The sequence below is a fragment of the Bifidobacterium sp. ESL1130 genome (genome assembly GCF_058507935.1).
Genome location: NZ_CP196379.1, coordinates 476,936 through 493,799, shown reverse-complemented (window position 1 = coordinate 493,799; position 16,864 = coordinate 476,936). Strand labels below are relative to the sequence as shown.

The following is a 16,864-nucleotide window of genomic DNA, read 5'->3' as shown; positions in this document are numbered from 1 at the left end:
CAGCCATTTTCCGCGTCACTGACGCTGCTTCTCGTCTTCACCGCCCAATTGTCCAATCATCTGATCGAGCATCTGGGACTGTGCAGCGGAGTCTTGCAGCTTCTCACCCAAGATCTTGCCAGCCAACGCCGTAGCCAATTCGCCGACGTCACCTTTGAGACTCACCAACGCCTGCTGCTGCTGGGAGGCGATGGAACGCTCCGCATTGGCAGTAATCTGCGCAGCCTCGGCATCAGCCTTGGTATGCGCGTCGGAGATGATGTGAGATGCCTCGTCACGGGCTTCGTCTTTGATCTTCGATGCTTCCACGCGAGCGGAATTGAGCTGATCTTCGTACTTCTTCTTCGCTTTGTCCGCATCCGCCTTGGCCGCTTCAGCCTTGGAGATGTTGCCTTCGATCTTCTCGGCGCGTGCGTCGAAGATGGCGTTGAACTTGGGCATGAAGAACTTGTAGAAGAACAGTGCGACGATAACGAGAATGATCAGGGACCACACAATGTCGTACACCTTGGGAATGAACAGGTCAATGCCGCCCTCTGCAAGTGTCATCATGAAGCCCTCCTTTCAGTTTCGTGTTTCAAGTACCGTCGTCCAGGCTCAGTGAGCCATGATGAAGGCGACGAAACCGATCAACGCCAACACCTCGACCAGAGCCAAGCCGATGAACATGATGGTCTGAATCTTGCCGCTCATCTCAGGCTGGCGGGCCGTGGATTCCATGGCCTTGCCGAACAGGATGCCCAGACCGATGCCGGGGCCGAGAGTTGCCAGACCGTAGCCGATGACGCTCAGGTTGCCAGCGACCTCCGCGAGAGTGATGATACCCATTTGTTTTCCTTTCTAACGTGGAGAATTCACATTAAAATCTTGATTATGCCGTACGTACGGCAGCGAACTACTCTTCCGGATAGCTCAGGTTGATGTAGACCGTGGCCAGGATGGAGAAGACATACGCCTGCAAGAATGCGACGAACACTTCGAAGCAAGTAAGTGCGAACCCACCGCCGAACCAGAGGGCGCCCACAGGCAAGCCCACCAGCTTGTTCGACAGGTCGAAAATCTCGTACTGCGCATATGCCAGGCAAGTCGCCACCATCAGATGCCCCGAAATCATGTTGGCGAAGAGTCGAATCGTCAACGAAGCCGGACGAATGATGAGCAGCTCCAGAATCTGGATGGGCGCATAGAGAAGATAGATAGGCCACGGAACACCGGGAGTAAAGACCTCTTCGCGTATGAAGCGGAAGAAGCCACGCTCACGGAAGGCAGCCACCCAATATTGCACCAACACCCACACAGCGAACAGCAGAGGCATGGCAATCGTCGCCGTGGCGGCCATGTTCATGCCCGGAATCACACCGCACAGGTTGAAGACGAAAATCGTGAAAAACAGTGTGGCAATCATGGGCACGTAGCGCTTGCCGCGCAACTCCCCCATGGTCTCGTAGACCACACTGTTCTGCACGAATTCGATGCCTGACTCAATGAGTCCTTGCCATCGACCAGGGATAAGCTTTGCACGGGATGCGGTAAGACCCAAAATAAGCAGCAACAACGCCGTGGCAATAACGCGGATGAGCACAATACGGTTCATGGCAAACGGAGTGCCTTGGAACAGGATCTCCGGAGGCAGGAAGTCCTCTACAGACGGCAGTTCAGGCCCCGAACCGGCAGCTAAAACCATACCTTTGCCAACCATTCCCACCATGGTTACCTCCTATAGTTCCCCTTGCTGCCCCAAGTCTATGCCTGACGCTGGAAATGACAGTGAGCAATCTCACTGGCTATTCAGCAAATGGTAAAAGAACGAGTGACGACGGTTCGAAACCGGTGTACACGCTCTTCGACTTCGAACAGATGGTTAGTGATTCTACGCCACTCCTCGCTCATTTGTAAGTTTTGCTCATTTTCGTTGGAAAATCAAGGATTTTCGGGCGTTTCGCGACCTGATTCAGAAGCAAATTACCTCTTGCAACATTCATATATTGCGACATTAAATACAATATTGTCGAAATATAAATTGTTTATAAGACCTCTCGACATGCATTCAACTTTGACTTAAGAATCACACGCCATCACACACCAAAAATATACTCACCAAGACAACCGTCTCAACGAAGTCCATAGCCTCGGGTTCGCAGAGTCGTAAACCCATCGGAACGAGCCTTCCCGGGAGCATGCCGCATGGCACGATCCGTCCCCAACCGCTTCTGCGAACGCAACTGCGGAACCTCATGCAAATCATACGGAGTGGTCTGATACACCCAGTTCAGCCAGTTGCGCCACAGCAGGTTTGCATGCGCACGCCACGAAAACAACGGCTCGGCAGACGGGTCATCATCAGGGAAATAGTTATACGGTAACGGCACATCATGCCTCCCCTGAGCCATGTCACGCTCATATTCCTCACGCAATGTGGCCTTACCGTATTCCCAGTGCCCGAGCACGAACACCTCCGAGAAATCACGCGCAGCAATCAGCCCAGGACCAGACTGAGGCCCCCACGTCAGCACCTGCAAATCACCGTTGGCAGCCACGTCCCCCTCATTGACCCCAGCAAGCCTTGAGTGAGGCTGCAACGAAATCTCATCAAAACCGTTCGTCAGGAAACAGTACTCATCCTGCAAAAACTGCGGGAACACCCCGAACAGTTTCTCATCCCTGAGTTCCTTCCGCACACCATACCCACGATATAGGCCCGCCATCGCCCCCCAGCACAGGTACATGGTGGAGAACACATGAGTCTGCGCCCAGTCGAGGATGGCAGTGAACTCATCCCAATAGTCCACCTGTTCGAACTCCAGATGCTCCACCGGGGCGCCGGTAACAATCAGGCCGTCATAGTAGTTGTTTTCGAACGCATCAAGATTCTCGTAAAACTTAAGCAGGTGATCGGCGCTAACATGGTGGGACTCATGGGTGGAGGTCTTCATGAAATCGACCTCCACCTGCAACGGCGACTTGGAGATGAGACGCAGCAGCTGCGTTTCAGTCTCCACTTTCTTCGGCATCAGATTAAGGATGACCAATTTCAGAGGACGAATACGCTGGCGTCGTGCATCAGGATTCTCCAGCGCAAAAATACGCTCCGAGTCGAGAATGGCTCTGGCAGGAAGACCGCTGGGAATGTTGATAGGCATGGCACCATTATGGCCTCGTAGAAGGACGGGTACAACATCACGCTGCTCACTCGTACAACATCACTCTGTTGACGCGTAAAACTTCACTCTCTTCAACTCGAGTCTGCAAGAGACGAATAACCGCAGCGATTTAGCGCACCACCTACATCCTGTAATGAAATACCACAGTGACGCACATGATGAAACACACGATGAAATACACGTGAAACGCCGAGAGCGAAACCAATTTGACTCATGGCACATTCCCCGTAATAATAGAGAGCGTTGCTTAGGCGACCGTCGCGGGGTGGAGCAGCTCGGTAGCTCGCTGGGCTCATAACCCAGAGGTCCAAGGTTCAAATCCTTGCCCCGCTACTAATGCCTCCGGTTTCACGTTGAAGAAATCGGAGGCTTTTTCTATGTCTTCAAGACTCCACGTTAACTTTCCCCGCATCTTCAGCGATATCGAGGACGTCGCTTGGCCAAGTGCAGTTGCCAAAGTTTTTTGATTAATTCCAAAATACGCTATTGCCATTCGTAAATTACGAGAGACAATTTGTTGCAAAGTCAAGCTCTTCGCTGTCGTTGAAGGCGTTGTTCTATCTATTGTTGCTGTTTCCATAGCAATTAGCTTAACACAGACGCAAGCAAATTAATACATTTAACTATTATAATTTGCTAAATATAAAATTCTGTGCTTTAATGTGTATCCATGACGCAGAATAATTCATCTATGATAAACTCAGGTCGGCGAATCGCAATGCTGCTTGCAGCAAAAGACATGACACAGTCATCTTTGGCCAAGTATCTTGATCAATCAACTGCATCAATCAGCCGAAAAATTTCAGGCGCACTTAAATTCTCAAGCACTGATTACATGGCAATGGCCGACTTATTTGATGTCAGTATTGATGCGCTAATGGCCCGTGAACCAATGGAGGTTAAATAATCATGGAATCAATCACATTAAGCATTCCATCCGGTGGATTCAAACTCTTCGAGTTTCGAGGTGTCCGGCTGCTCATTCCTCATCGCCTGTCCAACCAACTGCTTGACGCAATCAAGCTGGACCTAGTCGCCCAGCTTGATCACGAAATCGCTACCCGTACACCATCGGAAAACGAGCACACGGAATGAATACCTCAGTTCGTCGCTGCAGATTCCTCAGACGGTGTATCTATCGAAAACAGCTCCCAACCACCTTCATCCTTGGACTTTTGCGCTTTCCAGTGAAGTGCGTTGCTCATATTCAGGTAAATGGGTCCCACTGCAGTATGAGGATCGTTGGGGCGAATGCATGCCGCTTCATGTCTCTTGACAGCATCATCCATCTCCATCAAAGCATTTTGTGCGTCGCTCTGCGTCTGAAACCAATATACTTGCGCTCTTTCTTCTGCAATAAACTGCACGCGAATCTGATATTTTGCCATGATATTACTTCCTTCTTGTGTTGTTTGTTACGTCAATCACAATCCTACCTCACAAGAAGGCACCTCTTACCAACCCCAGAAACGCTCACGGGAAGGCTGTGACATGCTGACCGTATACCGGCTGACTATCACCCTGTGCACCCTGCTGGTGGCGCTCATCTTCGCCGTCACCAGCCTGTGGACACTGTGCTGGCTGTCTTTGGCGTGCCTGCCGGTCATGCTCATCTGCGGAAGGAAGGCGTATGAAAGCGAAGCTTAAACACACGATTCGCCTGGTCGGCCGGCTGTGCCTGGCACTGCCGTTGCTGGCGGTCATGCTGCTCATGCTCATCGCCTGGTCGGCCGACCGGGCCTGGGACTGGATATGGAAGGACAACTGATGACTAAAACGAGTATTTCGATGAGCTATGAATACCTGGGCACGTTCGCGCTGAACGTGGAGGACGGCCGACACCGCTGCGCCACCATACTGAGCACGGACGAGGTCACCATGCTCAAAGCCCAGTGCCTGGACGCGCTGGCCAGGCAGAAAAGATGGCTGGACCAGGACTGCCCTGACATGCCGGTGCCGCCGGAATGACCTTGTGTTGCCGTTCATAATTTCATGCCCGTACCGTAGGCCGTCATGCCTGCGCAGGGCGATATGGCCGCGCCTTGCCCAGCGCGTTACAAACACACGCCCCTGGCGGCGTGGTTACCACGGCTCGGGGGAGCCTATGCGGGTGTATCGAGCGTTGGTCCGCGTCTGCACAGGGACGACCGACGGACTCCACCGGTGGTTCGCCGGGCTGGCCAACGCAACCGCCGTCGCAGCCTCGTGCTGCTTCCACAAGCGACGCCTGGCTCCGGCCGAAGCAACCACTGGGGAACCTTACAGGGCTTGGTTCCGGGACTCATACTCGTTTTCAAGCGCCAAGGTTCCCCGCTCAACCTCCACCATCCGAAGATGACCTTTATCCACCAACCAGTCCACTTATCCACCACCCAACCAAACAGGAGATCACTATGGGTTACACCGTTGACTACCAGCCCACCTACGCACGCAACACCCGTCCCCGCCGTTATCGTCGTATGCCGGTGACGAGCAAACCCATCCGCAAGACTGACATGGTCAACGCGGTACGCTGGCACCTACCCCAGTTGGAACACGACACTGTCTCGACCAGCTCCATCAGTTGCGCGACCGTGATTCGTATCCTCCGGCTCGACCAGATCGCCAAAACCACCGACCCGTCCGGCAAGCACGTGCTGCGTCAGCTCATCGCCGAGGGGTGGGTGGACAAGCCCAGCAAACACGGCACCATCCTCGGCTTCGACCGCGAACCCTTGCTGGCCGGTCTCAAACGTTACGCAGGAGTCGCATGATGAGTCCGAAATCCAAACTGACTGTAGCTCAGGCGGCGAAGTATTTGCATGTCAGCCAGTCCAAGCTCAAGGCCATGCGCAGGGATGGTGTGGGGCCGGTATGGTTCAAGTCCGGCGAGGCCGTCAACTCGCCGGTCTTGTACGAGCTGGACGACCTCGACCGGTACGTGCGCTCATGTAAGGAGAAAGCATGAAGCGGCGGGTCAGAGGCACGATAAACCCGAGGGTGCGTGCCGAGGTCATCGAGACGTGGGGCAATAGCTGCTGGCTGCACCTGCCCGTCTGCACCGGCAATGGTGAGGAAGACGACCACATTGTGCCGTTCAAGGCCGGTGGCCAGGGCACAGTGGCCAACATCCGCAGGGCATGCAAGGCATGCAACATCAGCCGCTCCAACCGTGTACTCTCCGGATATGGCGCGACGATCCACACGGTCATCGGCCCGCCGTGCGCCGGCAAGAGCAGCTACGTGGCCGAACATGCAAGCGGGGATGCTCTAGTGCTGGACTTCGACCGACTTGCTGCTGCGCTCATGCCCGATGTGGACGTCAAGCACGAACCAGCGCCCTCACTCATCGCCACGGCGCAGGGTGCGTGGCAGGGGGCCTACAACAAGCTGGTGCGCCTGAACACGCCGGCGGAGGTGTGGCTGATCAAGAGCTTGCCTATGTCGCATGCACACCCGAGGATGTTGGATGAGTGGCTGGCCTTGGACTACACCATCCATGTCATCGACCCTGGAGCGGAGACCGTGTTCGCCAGACTTGACGACGAGCTGCGCAACGAGGGCGCGCACCTGACGGCACGCCAGTGGTACGCCCTGCACATCAGCCAGCAGGCCATCGACGAACGGCAGAGCAAGCGTCGCACCGAGCTCGTGGCCCTCGGTCTGCGCTCCGATCCGGACGCGCAGCCTGACTGGCCGCAGTGGTGACGATTTTTTAAACAGCCGGCCGGCCAAATCACCCCGCGCCAACTTTTTTACTCTCTCGAAACCAAAATAAAAAAGTTAGAAAACGGCAGAATCGCAACGAAAATTAAGGAAACACAATGGAGCAGCAGGGAGTCCTGGAAGGGTTCGAGGAAATCACCCAGTACAGTCACTTCAAAGAGCACAGCACACGCCTGTTCATCGAAGAATTCTTCAAAGACAAGACCATGAGCGCCGCAGCGCACGACTATGCCAATTCCCTGCTTTGCGTCGCCTACAACATCGACCGTTACAACGCGGCAACCACACCGAAGAACATCTCCACGCTTATGGACACCTACAACAACACGATGGCGTCACTGCGTGAGCTCTACCCTGAGACCCAGCCGCTTGATGACGAGATGGCCGGTCTGCTGCAAGCATCGAGTGTGGCCAAGTGACGCCCATGCGTGGCGGTACACCCCGCAACCCCGACCGCAAGACCGACGGGCCACTTGTCGGCGAATATGCCAGGCTGCTTGGCACACCGTTCCTGCCCTGGCAGCAGTACGTCGCCGATGTGGCCGGCGAGCTCGACGAGGATGGCAGTTACTTCTACGACACCATCATTCTTTCAACGCCTCGTCAGTGCGGCAAGTCCACGCTCGTGGATGCCAAGGACACCCGCAATACCCAGTGGGGGCCGAACCGTTTCATCTACTATCTCGCCCAAACAGGCAAGGACGCCGGCAAACACTTCAAGGAATACCTCAAACGGCTCGGCCCATCACCATTGTCAGCCATCGCCGCGCGCCCGTACCTCGGTGCCGGTGACCTGCGCCAGCCCTTCATCAACGGCAGCACCATCATGCCCATGAGTATCACGAAAGTGGCCGGCCACGGCGTACAAGGCGACATGATCACTCTCGACGAGGCGTTCTCACTTTCGGCCGAGACCGGCAAGAACATCATCGATGCTTTTCTACCGACCACGGCCACCCGCTTCATGTCCACCGGGGTGCGCCCGCAGGTCTGGATCACCTCGACCGAGGGGACCGCGGAAAGCGAGTTCTTCAACCAGCGCATCGACGAATGCCGAGAAGGCAAGCAAAGCCGGCGCACCTGCTGGTTCGATTGGGGTATCCCCGCCGGAGCCGACCCGGAAGACTTGGAAACCATCATGCGCCACCATCCGGCAGCCGGACTGCTCTGGAACATCGACCAGCTCAAGGACTTTCACGACCAATTCAAAAACGATCCAGCCGGCTGGGCACGAGCATTCGGCAACCGACGTGACGAGGGCATCAGTGACCGGGTCATCGACGAGCGATTATGGGAGGCGACGGCGACCCGGCCGGTGGGGCCCGGCGAGCTCGCGGGCCGGCAGGTCACGTTGGGCGTGGCCGTGGATGTGGACTCGACCCATACGAGCATCAGCGCGGCCATTGCCAACCAGGACGGCACCGTGACCACCCAGCTCTTGAAGGTCATCGATGGCACCGGCGCGGCGCCCGACGAGATACGCCGGCTTTCCGAGACCTACGAGGCGCCCATCGCCATCGATACCAAGGGCACCGCCGCCGACCTGAGCGACCGGCTGCGTCATCTCACCGACGGATGGGGTTCCCCGGTGCTGCCGTTCTGCGATCTTACGGCAGCCGACTATCTGACTTGCGGGCAGGCGTATGTGAGCGGACTGAACAACCACGGCATCCTGCATGCCTCGAACACAGCGCTAGACGCCAGTGCCGCGAGTTCAGCTCGCACATGGTCGGGCGATGCGTGGCGGGTGACCCGCAGGCGTTCCACCGGGCTGACCAGTCCCTTGGAGAGCTGCATGCTTGCCGCGTGGGGTGCCAGTCATCGGCCGGAAGACGATATACCGGTCATCGTGTGACCTACTTTGCCTTACTTTACCCTGCTTTGCCTTACTTTGCCCCACGCTTGTGGACAGATTCAGGGTTGCTGATGCACCATCAAGGCCATGAGCAAGCAAATGGGAATGTGGCAGCGTATACAGCTGGCGGGCGATGTTCTGACCCGCGGCGAGGATGCGCTCGACGACATCCCCGAAGATATCAGGCCACCATCGCGTCGTGAAGCGTACGACCCGTTAACGCTTTCCACGGTGTTCCGCGGCGTGCAGGTGCTCCAGACAGCCATCGCCGGCCTGCCGATCTACGAGATGCGTGGCGGACTCAAACTCGATATGACAAGCAGCCTGGTGGAACATCCGGACGTGAACCGCAGCCGGCGCGACTTCCTCTCCGACATGGTGGCCAGTATGGTACTCGACGGCAACGCCTTCGTCCGACTGATCCGCTTCGATGGGCAAGTGGTGTCGTGCGAGGTACTGCCCCCCACGCTCGTGACCGTCACCGACGACGGCAACGACCCCGCCTGCCCGAAATTCCGTTACAGCTATCTTGGCCACGACTATGGGCCGGACGACATGGTGCATTGCAAATTCCTGAACGTGCCCGGACGTCTGCGCGGTCTCGGCCCCATCTCCGCGGCACGCGAGGAGATCGAGGGCGCGAAGCTGGCCAAGGACTACAAGACGAGGTTCTACACCGATGGCACCAACATCAAGGGCTATCTCAAGACCGAGGCCAAGGTCCCGTCGGATGCCCTGCGAAAGATCAAAGAGGACTGGGATCGGGAAGGCAAAGCCGGCGAGACCAGATTCATCACCAACGGACTGACCTATGTGCCTCTTGATATGAAGCCCGCGGACCTCCAGTTCCTGGAAACGCAGAAGTTCGACACCACGCAGATCGCCAGGCTGCTCGGCATACCGGCCAGCATCATGCTCGCGGCCGTGGACGGCAGCAACCTGACCTATTCCAACATCGAACAAAGCTGGATTGAGTTTGCCGACTACACCCTGGCCGCTTACACGGGTGAAATCGAGGAGCTGTTCGACCGTCTCCTGCCACGCGGCCGTCAGGCGCGTTTCGACTGGGATTCGAGCCGACGCAGCGACACCAAAGACCAGTACGAGGCCCTCGCCTCCGCCATCAAAGCCGGATGGATGACGCCAAACGAAGCCAGAGTCATGCAACGTCTCGCACCTCGCGCGGACATGGAGACACAACCAGCAAAGGAGAGCATCGATGAGCAAAAGTGACGAGAGGCTGATGGAACGGCGCACGCTTGATGTTCGCGGCATTCAACTGCGTGACGCTGAAACCGGAGATGGAAGTGAGCTCTCAGGCATCGCCGTACCGTTCAACACCGCGTACCGCCTGTGGAGCGACTACAGCGAGTATTTCGACCGCGACACCGACTTTGGTAACCGCAAGACCGTGAAGATCAGCCGCGACCACGGCGAGCTGATCGGCAAAGTCACCGGCATGGAAAGCCAGGACGACGGCCTTCACATCACAGCTAAGCTCTCCGATACCGCAGCTGGCCGCGATGCCGCCCAGCTCGTGCGTGACGGCGTGCTCGACGGCTTCTCCGTAGGCTTCTTGCCTGTAGAAAACGTCACCGTCTACGACGACCAGACCGGCATGACGGAAGTGCACCGACGCAAGGTCGAACTGCTTGAGGTTGCCGTGACCGGCACTCCAGCCTATCCGGACGCAGTCATTCAAAGCCAGCGTCACGAAACCATAACCGAAGACCGAACCCAAATAAAGGAGCCAGAAATGGACAAGGAACTGATTGACATGCTCGAAGGCATCAAGGACGAGCAACGTAAGATGAAGGCAAGCATCACCAAAGGCCTAGACGTCGAACCACGCAAGCTGGTGGGCTCAGCCTACCATTCCCAGGGCGAATACTTGCGTGGACTGTATAACCAGGAGCCCGAGGCCATCGACACCATGAAGCAGTCGCGCGACTTCATCGCCGTGGGCGACACCGGCAACCAGACCACCTGGATCGCCGACGACCTGCGCCTCATCGAACAGCGACGCAAGGTGGCCGGACTCCTCACCCATGACAGCCTGCCCGAAACCGGCATGAACATGGAATACAACGTGGTCGAGTCCGACACTATGGCCGCTGGCAAACAGAAGAATCAAGGTAATCAGCTGGCGTTCGGCAAAGTCAAGTTCGGTACCAAGAGTACCGATGTGGAGACCTACGGCGGATACACGTCGCTGAGCCGCCAGACCATCGAACGTGCCACCACGCCCATGCTCAACACTGCTCTCAAGGCCCTCAACAACGCCTACGCGAAGGCTACAGAGCAGAAGGTGCGCGACTTCCTCTATGACCTGATCGCCAACAACTCTAACCCCATGCCCGCACCCGCGGCAATCGAGGCGATGACAGCCTCCCAGTGGATAGGCATCATCCTGGACGCGGCCGAGGAGATGGACGACCGCAACGCTTCGCTCACACGTCTGGCAGTCTCCAAAGACGTGGCCAAGGCTCTCATCGACCTGCATGATCAGGGCGAACGTGCTGTGGATATCAGCGGCCAAGGCTCCGATACGCTTGGCTCTTTCGACTTGACCGGCACCGTGGGAGACATCATGCGTGTGCCCATCCAGCTGTTACCCAAGGCACCTGCCGGCACTGCAACATTCCTTGACCCGCAGACTGTGACCATCTGGGAGTCTGGCGGCCCCACGCAATTGACCGCAGCCGACCCCACCAAGCTCGTCAACGACTACAGTGTTTACGGCTATATGGCCGTGGCCGAAACATTCCCGGATGGACTGCTGCCTATCAAGTTCGCTGGGGTGGCGGCATGACCTCCAACGACGAACTGCTCAGTAGGCTGCGCGACGAGGTTGCTCAGCCTACTGCCGATACGGATCGCCTCACCGCCAAGCTCGCCTCGGCCACGACCTACGTGAAGTCAGCGGTCGGCAGTCAGAGCGTTGACGACGAGGTGCTTGCCGACTGCATCGTGAGCTGTGCGGCCGACCTGTACAACAGTCGCAACGCCAGGCTTGGCGTCATGTCGGTGAGCGGAGGCGACGGCACCGTGGACGCAGTACACGTGTCCACCGACCCGCTGCGCAGCGTCTGGCCCAAGCTCAACGCCGCAGGCGTGCTCACCGGAGGACTGGCGGTCGCATGAACATCATCAAACAACGAGAAGAGCTTATCGAGCAGCTGACCGAAAGCGCTGGAAACCTTGTCACTGTTGTCACCATCGACGCTCAGGAAGTGCAACCGATACCAGGGAAAGCAGCCATCTTCATTGAACCACCTGAATTCGAATACGAAGGATGGGAGATCACCACCGCCACATTCAAGGCATGCGTGGTCGCCGGCACTCCCGAGACGCCAGTGGCGGCGTTGGACGTCATCCTTGAAGTGCTGGCCAAGCTGCACGCTGACGGCATCAACATGGAGAGCGCGAAACCGGTCACTTACATGCAAGGCAGCGAGAGCCTAGCCGCGTATGAAATCACCTTCAACCCACTCGACTAACCAAGGAGAACAATTATGGCGGGCAAGAAAATCAGGGTGCTGGGCAAAGGCCAGCTGACCATCGGCAAAGCCAACAGCAGCCAGCCGTTCGACGCGGACGTGACCAAAGTGACATTGACACCCAAAACCGATAGCACCGACCCGATCGAGTTCCTCGACGGCCACCACGAGTCCGACAGCCAGACCAACTGGACGTTGGACGGCACCATCAAGGAAAACTACAGCGCAACCGGGTTGCAGGCCTGGTGTTACAACCATGCCGGTGAGGAACACCCGTTCACGTTCACCCCGAACACGGCAGGCGAGTTGAGCTTCCACGGCACCGTGCTGGTCGCTCCGATCGCGATCGGCGGGGACGTGAAGAAACAGAACGACCAGGACTTCTCCTTCACCGTGTCTGATATCCAGTTGGAGCTGACCCAGCCGGCACCCGGGTCTCATGACGTGCCGGCCGGTTCGTCCGGCGGGCCGGTGGCCGTGCATGTCTAGATCACTGGTCGAGATCAAAGGGTCGGCCCAGCTGGCCCGCACGTTGCGCAAGGCCGGCGCCGACGCCAAGGATTTGAAAGCCGTGAACCGCAAAGCCGCCGACCTGGTCGTGCCCGCGGGTCGGTCGTTGGTGCCGAAACGGTCGGGCAGGTTGGCCTCGTCCATCCGCGCCGGCGCCACCCAGAAGGCCGGTGTCATCCGCGCCGGCAGGAAAACCGTCCCGTACGCCGGCCCGATCCATTGGGGCTGGCCAGGCCACCACATCAAACCAACCACCTTCCTGGCCGACGCGGCCAAACAGACCGAACCCGCATGGGTCAACCTTTACACCCAGGAAATCCAACAGATCATCAAAACCGTGCAAGGAGCATAAACCATGACCACCACCATCACCACCAACTATATCGACGGCACCAGCAGCATCTGCTCGCCGACCCTGTTCGACACCATCCAGGCCGAACGGCATGCCGCGGCCAACGGCATCGGCACCCTTCAAGAGGCACCCATCACCATGATGGCCTACAGCACGTATGTCACCCTGCGCCGAGGCGGGCAACTCACCCCGGGCATGACATTCGAAAACTGGGCGCAAACCGTGTCCAGCATCGACACCACCGACACCAACACCGACACTGTCCCAACCCCGGCTGCCTCGCCTGCGACACCGGACATGACCGGCCTGCCGGCACCGACCGGCACCGACCCGGCGACCGGTATGGATGAGGGGTCGGGTATGGCGTCGGTCCCTTTGCCCTCTGGCCTGCCGACTCCTACGGACGTCTCAGCCTGATCCTGTCCGCCAGGTTCGGCGGCACGCCCTGGGCATGGCGGCAGGAAACCCATGCCGATGAACGGGACTGGGCCACCGCCCTGGATTTATTGGACGAGGAGCAGCGTGAGATGAGAGAGAGGAGACTGGGTGATGGCTAAGAGCGCGATCCTGACGGTCAAGATCATCGGTGACGGGTCAGGGGCCAGCAAAGCCATGGCCGGCACCGCACGCTCGGCATCGAGCATGGCCGCCAGGTTCGGTGCCGTATCCGGAGCGGTGGCCGGGGTGGTCGGGTCGATGACCAGCAAGGTCGTCGGCTATGTGTCCAACCTGTCCGGCGAGATGGCCGACACCTCCGACAGCGCCCAAGCGTTCGCCAACACGTTGAGCTTCGCCGACGTGGATGATTCGACCATCAAACGATTGACGAAAAGCACCCAGGTGTACGCCGACCAAACCGTCTTTTCGCTGTCCGATATCCGCAACACCACCGCCCAGCTCGCCAGCAACGGGGTCAAGGACTACGACCAGCTGGCCGAGGCGGCAGGCAACCTGACCGCCGTGGCCGGAGGCGGCGCCGACGCTTACAAGAGCGTGGCGATGGTGCTCACCCAGACCGCCGGCGCCGGCAAACTCACGGCCGAAAACTGGAACCAACTCTCCGATGCCATCCCCGGCGCCAGCGGCAAGCTCCAGGAGGCCATGCGTGCCAACGGCGCATACACCGGCAACTTCAGGGATGCGATGGCCAAGGGGCAGATCACCAGCGAGGAGTTCAACCAGGCGTTGATGCAACTGGGTATGTCGGATGCGGCGAAGAAGGCCGCTAACGACACCAGCCAGCTGGGCAACGCTTCGGGCAACCTCGAGGCGAGCGTCGTCAAGCTCGGTGCCGGATTCATCGACCTGGTCAAACCCCAGGTCACCGACTGGATGGCCAAGCTGGCGGACAAGGTGTCCGGTCTTGCCGACAACATTCCCGGCCTGGTTTCCCAGGCTGTCCAGTTCGCCAAACAGCTTGGCGATATCGCCAACAATGTCGCCCCGGTGGTTATCGGCATCACCACTCTGGTCGGTGGCATCACCCTGCTCTATAGCGTGATGAGCGCGGGCGGGCTCTTGCAATGGGTCAGTTCCCTGTCGGTGGTGACCGGCGTCACGCAGACCTGGACGGGCGTCACCACGATAGCCAGGAACGCGCAGGCCGCATTCAACTTGGTGCTGGAGACCAACCCGGTCATGCTGGTGGTCGTGGCTCTGGCCGCGCTCACGGCCGGTCTGGCTTATTTCTTCACTCAGACCGAGACCGGCAAGCGGGCGTGGAGCTCGTTCACCGGGTTCCTCTCCACCAGCATCGCGAACATCCGGCAGTGGTTTGGCCAGGCCGGTGACTGGATTCGGTCGAAATGGCAAGGCCTGATGGACTGGTTCGGCAGCGTACCGGGTGCGATAAGTGGGTTCTTCTCGGGCATCGGGGACAAGCTGCTCGCACCGTTCCGCTGGGCCGTCGACCATATCAAAAGCCTGTGGAACTCCACTATCGGCGGGTTCGGGTTCGACCTGCCCGACTGGATTCCCGGCGTGGGCGGTCAAAGCTTCAAGATCCCCATGCTCGCTTCTGGCGGTGTCATCCAACGCTCGGGCATGGCCCTGGTCGGCGAGGCCGGCCCCGAACTGCTCACCCTGCCCAGAGGCGCCCAAGTCACCCCGTTGAACCGTGCCAGCTACAGCCTGACCGGGGCGAATAATAATGGCGGCCGTGCGCTGCCGGTCAACGTGACCATCAACGTCGAAGGCGTGGCATTGGACGGCTATAAAACCGGCCAGAAGCTCATGAAAGCCCTCGAAGACTATACAAAGGCACACCAATGAGACAACCGTTCCTCTATCTTGATCGCGGGCATGGTTGGGAGAACCTGACCGGTCACGCCGGTTCGGTGGCCATGCTCGCCGCGTTCGACATCGACTGGGGCACCGACACCCCCACCAAACAACCCGACGTGAGCGTGGCTCATTTCAAACTCCTCGACCGCACCGGCCACCTGGCAGGCAACAGCACCGCTCTGGCCGGCGCGAAGGTGCTCATCCAACTGACCCGCATGCCCCAATGGTCCGACCTCAACAGCACCACCGCATGGCAGCGCCAGGACCGCAATATGACATGGGCGTCGTTCCACCGCACCCACACACCCACACTCTCGGCGCAACCCGACCCGACCGCGCTGACCATCTTCCGTGGCACCATGGCCACCGGCAACACCGTCACCCAACAGGACGACGGCACCTGGCAGCTCGACCTGCACGCCAACTCCAACCTGGTACGAGCCACACGCACCACCGAACAAGGTCCAACCAGCACCGACCCGGCCTTGAAGGGCATGCATTGGACCGGCACACCCGCCCAACGACTGGCCGAAATACAACGCCGTCTAACTAAGCTTGGCAGCCCGCCCCTGGCATCGTCGACGATCATCTGGCTCAACACCTATGTCACCGCGCTGGCACCCTACCCGTCAGACAGTTTCCCGGACCTGACCACCGTGCTCTACCACCACGCCGGCCACGCACAAGGCATGCCCCTGTATTACGAAACCCACAGTCACAGCGATGGTGACCGGCTCGAGGCATGGATGGCCGGCGACCCGGCATCCATCACCCTGCACGCCGACGGCACCCTATCGGCCGAAACCTCGTCGTGCAGCCAGCCGGTGCTGTCCGGCGACCTCATCCAGGTCGACGCGCACACCCTGACCCTGCCCGACCCGGTCAGCCAGGTCATCATCAAAGGCAAAGCCGCCACCTTCAACGACACCACCAATACCATCGGGTTCGAGGATGCGCAGATCACCATCGGCGACCGAGGGCGCCTACCGTCGAATCTGACCGAAACGGTTAGCAGCGCCGTGTTCGAGTCAGATGTGGTGATCGAGGACCGGTCGGACGGGCATTGGAAAGGCGGGATATGGTCTCCCGGGGACGCGGTGCGCGGCCGGTGGGCCGACTGGCTCAAAGCCGCCACCATGCGCCTGCGCCCCGACAAGCTCACCGTCACCAGCCACAACATTGATATCGACACCCACGAGCAGACCCTCCAACCAGCACCCAGCCTGTACGCTTTCATCCACAACCGGTACACGCCCCTCCTCTCGGACGACGGCACGCCCGCCACATCCGGGGTGTGGCTGGCCATCGGCGGCACCCTCAGCTTCGACTGGAAGCGCGACGAGCCGGTGCTGTCCAACGAGCTGACCTTATGGCCCATGCCGACCGTCCCGCCCACGTTGAGCGCCTGGAACGACCTGAAGCCCATCGGTCTGCCCTGGTCTCGCCTGGCCTTCACATGGGGCGAGTTCGGCCAGATCACCCACTTCAAAAACTAACA

Annotated in this window: 25 protein-coding genes and 1 tRNA gene; 20 read left to right on the top strand and 6 right to left on the bottom strand. The window is 58.7% G+C overall.

The features are described 5' to 3' along the window. Positions 1-15: 15 nt before the first annotated feature. From ACSYSO_RS01915 to ACSYSO_RS01900, 4 genes are all read right to left on the bottom strand, one after another. A complete protein-coding gene (locus tag ACSYSO_RS01915; protein WP_489760402.1) occupies positions 16-549 on the bottom strand; it encodes a F0F1 ATP synthase subunit B in 534 nt (177 codons plus the stop codon). A gap of 48 nt (positions 550-597) precedes the next feature. Beyond that, on the bottom strand, positions 598-828 hold the full coding sequence (gene atpE, locus ACSYSO_RS01910) for an ATP synthase F0 subunit C (protein ID WP_489760357.1): 231 nt from the start codon (positions 826-828) through the stop codon (positions 598-600). A 67-nt stretch (positions 829-895) separates the two neighbouring features. Then, positions 896-1,708 (bottom strand): F0F1 ATP synthase subunit A, encoded by an 813-nt coding sequence (gene atpB, locus ACSYSO_RS01905; RefSeq protein WP_489760356.1) that lies wholly within the window; start codon positions 1,706-1,708, stop codon positions 896-898. Between the two features lie 403 nt (positions 1,709-2,111). Next, positions 2,112-3,140 (bottom strand): homoserine O-succinyltransferase, encoded by a 1,029-nt coding sequence (locus tag ACSYSO_RS01900; RefSeq protein ID WP_489799057.1) that lies wholly within the window; start codon positions 3,138-3,140, stop codon positions 2,112-2,114. A gap of 280 nt (positions 3,141-3,420) precedes the next feature. On the opposite strand from ACSYSO_RS01900, the gene ACSYSO_RS01895 reads away from it, so the two are divergent. After that, positions 3,421-3,494, top strand: a tRNA-Met gene (locus ACSYSO_RS01895). Here ACSYSO_RS01895 and ACSYSO_RS01890 read toward each other — a convergent pair. Beyond that, positions 3,454-3,741, bottom strand: coding sequence for a helix-turn-helix domain-containing protein (locus ACSYSO_RS01890; protein WP_491702041.1), 288 nt, complete (start codon positions 3,739-3,741; stop codon positions 3,454-3,456). The two genes, ACSYSO_RS01895 and ACSYSO_RS01890, sit on opposite strands and share 41 nt — an antisense overlap. A 90-nt stretch (positions 3,742-3,831) precedes the next feature. Between ACSYSO_RS01890 and ACSYSO_RS01885 the strand changes: the two genes are divergently transcribed. Both ACSYSO_RS01885 and ACSYSO_RS01880 read left to right on the top strand, forming a co-directional pair. Next, the gene (locus ACSYSO_RS01885; protein ID WP_491701910.1) at positions 3,832-4,068 is read left to right on the top strand and encodes a helix-turn-helix domain-containing protein; all 237 of its coding nucleotides are present in this window, start codon (positions 3,832-3,834) and stop codon (positions 4,066-4,068) included. A 2-nt stretch (positions 4,069-4,070) separates the two neighbouring features. Beyond that, complete coding sequence (locus ACSYSO_RS01880; protein WP_491701909.1) at positions 4,071-4,256, top strand: hypothetical protein; 186 nt, start codon at positions 4,071-4,073, stop codon at positions 4,254-4,256. 5 nt (positions 4,257-4,261) lie between these two features. Here ACSYSO_RS01880 and ACSYSO_RS01875 read toward each other — a convergent pair whose 3' ends face one another. Further along, a complete protein-coding gene (locus ACSYSO_RS01875; RefSeq protein WP_491701908.1) occupies positions 4,262-4,549 on the bottom strand; it encodes a hypothetical protein in 288 nt (95 codons plus the stop codon). A gap of 103 nt (positions 4,550-4,652) precedes the next feature. On the opposite strand from ACSYSO_RS01875, the gene ACSYSO_RS01870 reads away from it, so the two are divergent. The 17 genes from ACSYSO_RS01870 to ACSYSO_RS01790 all read left to right on the top strand — a co-directional run bounded on the left by ACSYSO_RS01870 (position 4,653) and on the right by ACSYSO_RS01790 (position 16,862). Beyond that, positions 4,653-4,808 carry a hypothetical protein gene (locus tag ACSYSO_RS01870; protein WP_491701907.1) on the top strand — a complete coding sequence of 52 codons (156 nt, stop codon included), beginning with the start codon at positions 4,653-4,655 and terminating at the stop codon, positions 4,806-4,808. After that, positions 4,792-4,929 carry a hypothetical protein gene (locus tag ACSYSO_RS01865; RefSeq protein WP_491701906.1) on the top strand — a complete coding sequence of 46 codons (138 nt, stop codon included), beginning with the start codon at positions 4,792-4,794 and terminating at the stop codon, positions 4,927-4,929. Before ACSYSO_RS01870 ends, ACSYSO_RS01865 begins: the two co-directional genes overlap by 17 nt. Further along, a complete protein-coding gene (locus ACSYSO_RS01860; RefSeq protein ID WP_491701905.1) occupies positions 4,929-5,129 on the top strand; it encodes a hypothetical protein in 201 nt (66 codons plus the stop codon). Before ACSYSO_RS01865 ends, ACSYSO_RS01860 begins: the two co-directional genes overlap by 1 nt. 425 nt (positions 5,130-5,554) lie before the next feature. Continuing rightward, a complete protein-coding gene (locus ACSYSO_RS01855) occupies positions 5,555-5,914 on the top strand; it encodes a hypothetical protein (RefSeq protein WP_491701904.1) in 360 nt (119 codons plus the stop codon). Next, positions 5,911-6,108: a helix-turn-helix domain-containing protein gene (locus ACSYSO_RS01850; protein WP_491701903.1), complete on the top strand. Its 198-nt coding sequence runs from the start codon at positions 5,911-5,913 to the stop codon at positions 6,106-6,108. The genes ACSYSO_RS01855 and ACSYSO_RS01850 overlap by 4 nt, the downstream gene beginning before the upstream one ends. After that, positions 6,105-6,848, top strand: a complete 744-nt coding sequence (locus ACSYSO_RS01845) for an HNH endonuclease (RefSeq protein WP_491701902.1) — start codon at positions 6,105-6,107, stop codon at positions 6,846-6,848. The genes ACSYSO_RS01850 and ACSYSO_RS01845 overlap by 4 nt, the downstream gene beginning before the upstream one ends. Before the next feature lie 116 nt (positions 6,849-6,964). After that, positions 6,965-7,285, top strand: coding sequence for a hypothetical protein (locus ACSYSO_RS01840; RefSeq protein WP_491701901.1), 321 nt, complete (start codon positions 6,965-6,967; stop codon positions 7,283-7,285). A gap of 5 nt (positions 7,286-7,290) precedes the next feature. After that, entirely contained in the window at positions 7,291-8,721 is a 1,431-nt protein-coding gene (locus tag ACSYSO_RS01835; protein WP_491701900.1) for a hypothetical protein, read from the top strand. Positions 8,722-8,808: 87 nt separating this feature from the next. Continuing rightward, positions 8,809-9,954, top strand: a complete 1,146-nt coding sequence (locus ACSYSO_RS01830) for a phage portal protein (RefSeq protein WP_491701899.1) — start codon at positions 8,809-8,811, stop codon at positions 9,952-9,954. After that, on the top strand, positions 9,941-11,533 hold the full coding sequence (locus ACSYSO_RS01825) for an HK97 family phage prohead protease (protein WP_491701898.1): 1,593 nt from the start codon (positions 9,941-9,943) through the stop codon (positions 11,531-11,533). The genes ACSYSO_RS01830 and ACSYSO_RS01825 overlap by 14 nt, the downstream gene beginning before the upstream one ends. Beyond that, positions 11,530-11,865: a hypothetical protein gene (locus ACSYSO_RS01820; RefSeq protein WP_491701897.1), complete on the top strand. Its 336-nt coding sequence runs from the start codon at positions 11,530-11,532 to the stop codon at positions 11,863-11,865. The genes ACSYSO_RS01825 and ACSYSO_RS01820 overlap by 4 nt, the downstream gene beginning before the upstream one ends. Then, positions 11,862-12,221 (top strand): hypothetical protein, encoded by a 360-nt coding sequence (locus tag ACSYSO_RS01815; RefSeq protein ID WP_491701896.1) that lies wholly within the window; start codon positions 11,862-11,864, stop codon positions 12,219-12,221. The genes ACSYSO_RS01820 and ACSYSO_RS01815 overlap by 4 nt, the downstream gene beginning before the upstream one ends. 15 nt (positions 12,222-12,236) lie before the next feature. Further along, complete coding sequence (locus tag ACSYSO_RS01810) at positions 12,237-12,710, top strand: hypothetical protein (protein ID WP_491701895.1); 474 nt, start codon at positions 12,237-12,239, stop codon at positions 12,708-12,710. Beyond that, the gene (locus ACSYSO_RS01805) at positions 12,703-13,083 is read left to right on the top strand and encodes an HK97 gp10 family phage protein (RefSeq protein ID WP_491701894.1); all 381 of its coding nucleotides are present in this window, start codon (positions 12,703-12,705) and stop codon (positions 13,081-13,083) included. Before ACSYSO_RS01810 ends, ACSYSO_RS01805 begins: the two co-directional genes overlap by 8 nt. A 3-nt stretch (positions 13,084-13,086) precedes the next feature. After that, entirely contained in the window at positions 13,087-13,500 is a 414-nt protein-coding gene (locus ACSYSO_RS01800) for a hypothetical protein (protein WP_491701893.1), read from the top strand. Between the two features lie 132 nt (positions 13,501-13,632). Next, positions 13,633-15,354 (top strand): tape measure protein, encoded by a 1,722-nt coding sequence (locus tag ACSYSO_RS01795; protein WP_491701892.1) that lies wholly within the window; start codon positions 13,633-13,635, stop codon positions 15,352-15,354. Beyond that, positions 15,351-16,862 carry a hypothetical protein gene (locus ACSYSO_RS01790; RefSeq protein ID WP_491701891.1) on the top strand — a complete coding sequence of 504 codons (1,512 nt, stop codon included), beginning with the start codon at positions 15,351-15,353 and terminating at the stop codon, positions 16,860-16,862. Before ACSYSO_RS01795 ends, ACSYSO_RS01790 begins: the two co-directional genes overlap by 4 nt. The last annotated feature ends 2 nt before the right edge of the window (positions 16,863-16,864 follow it).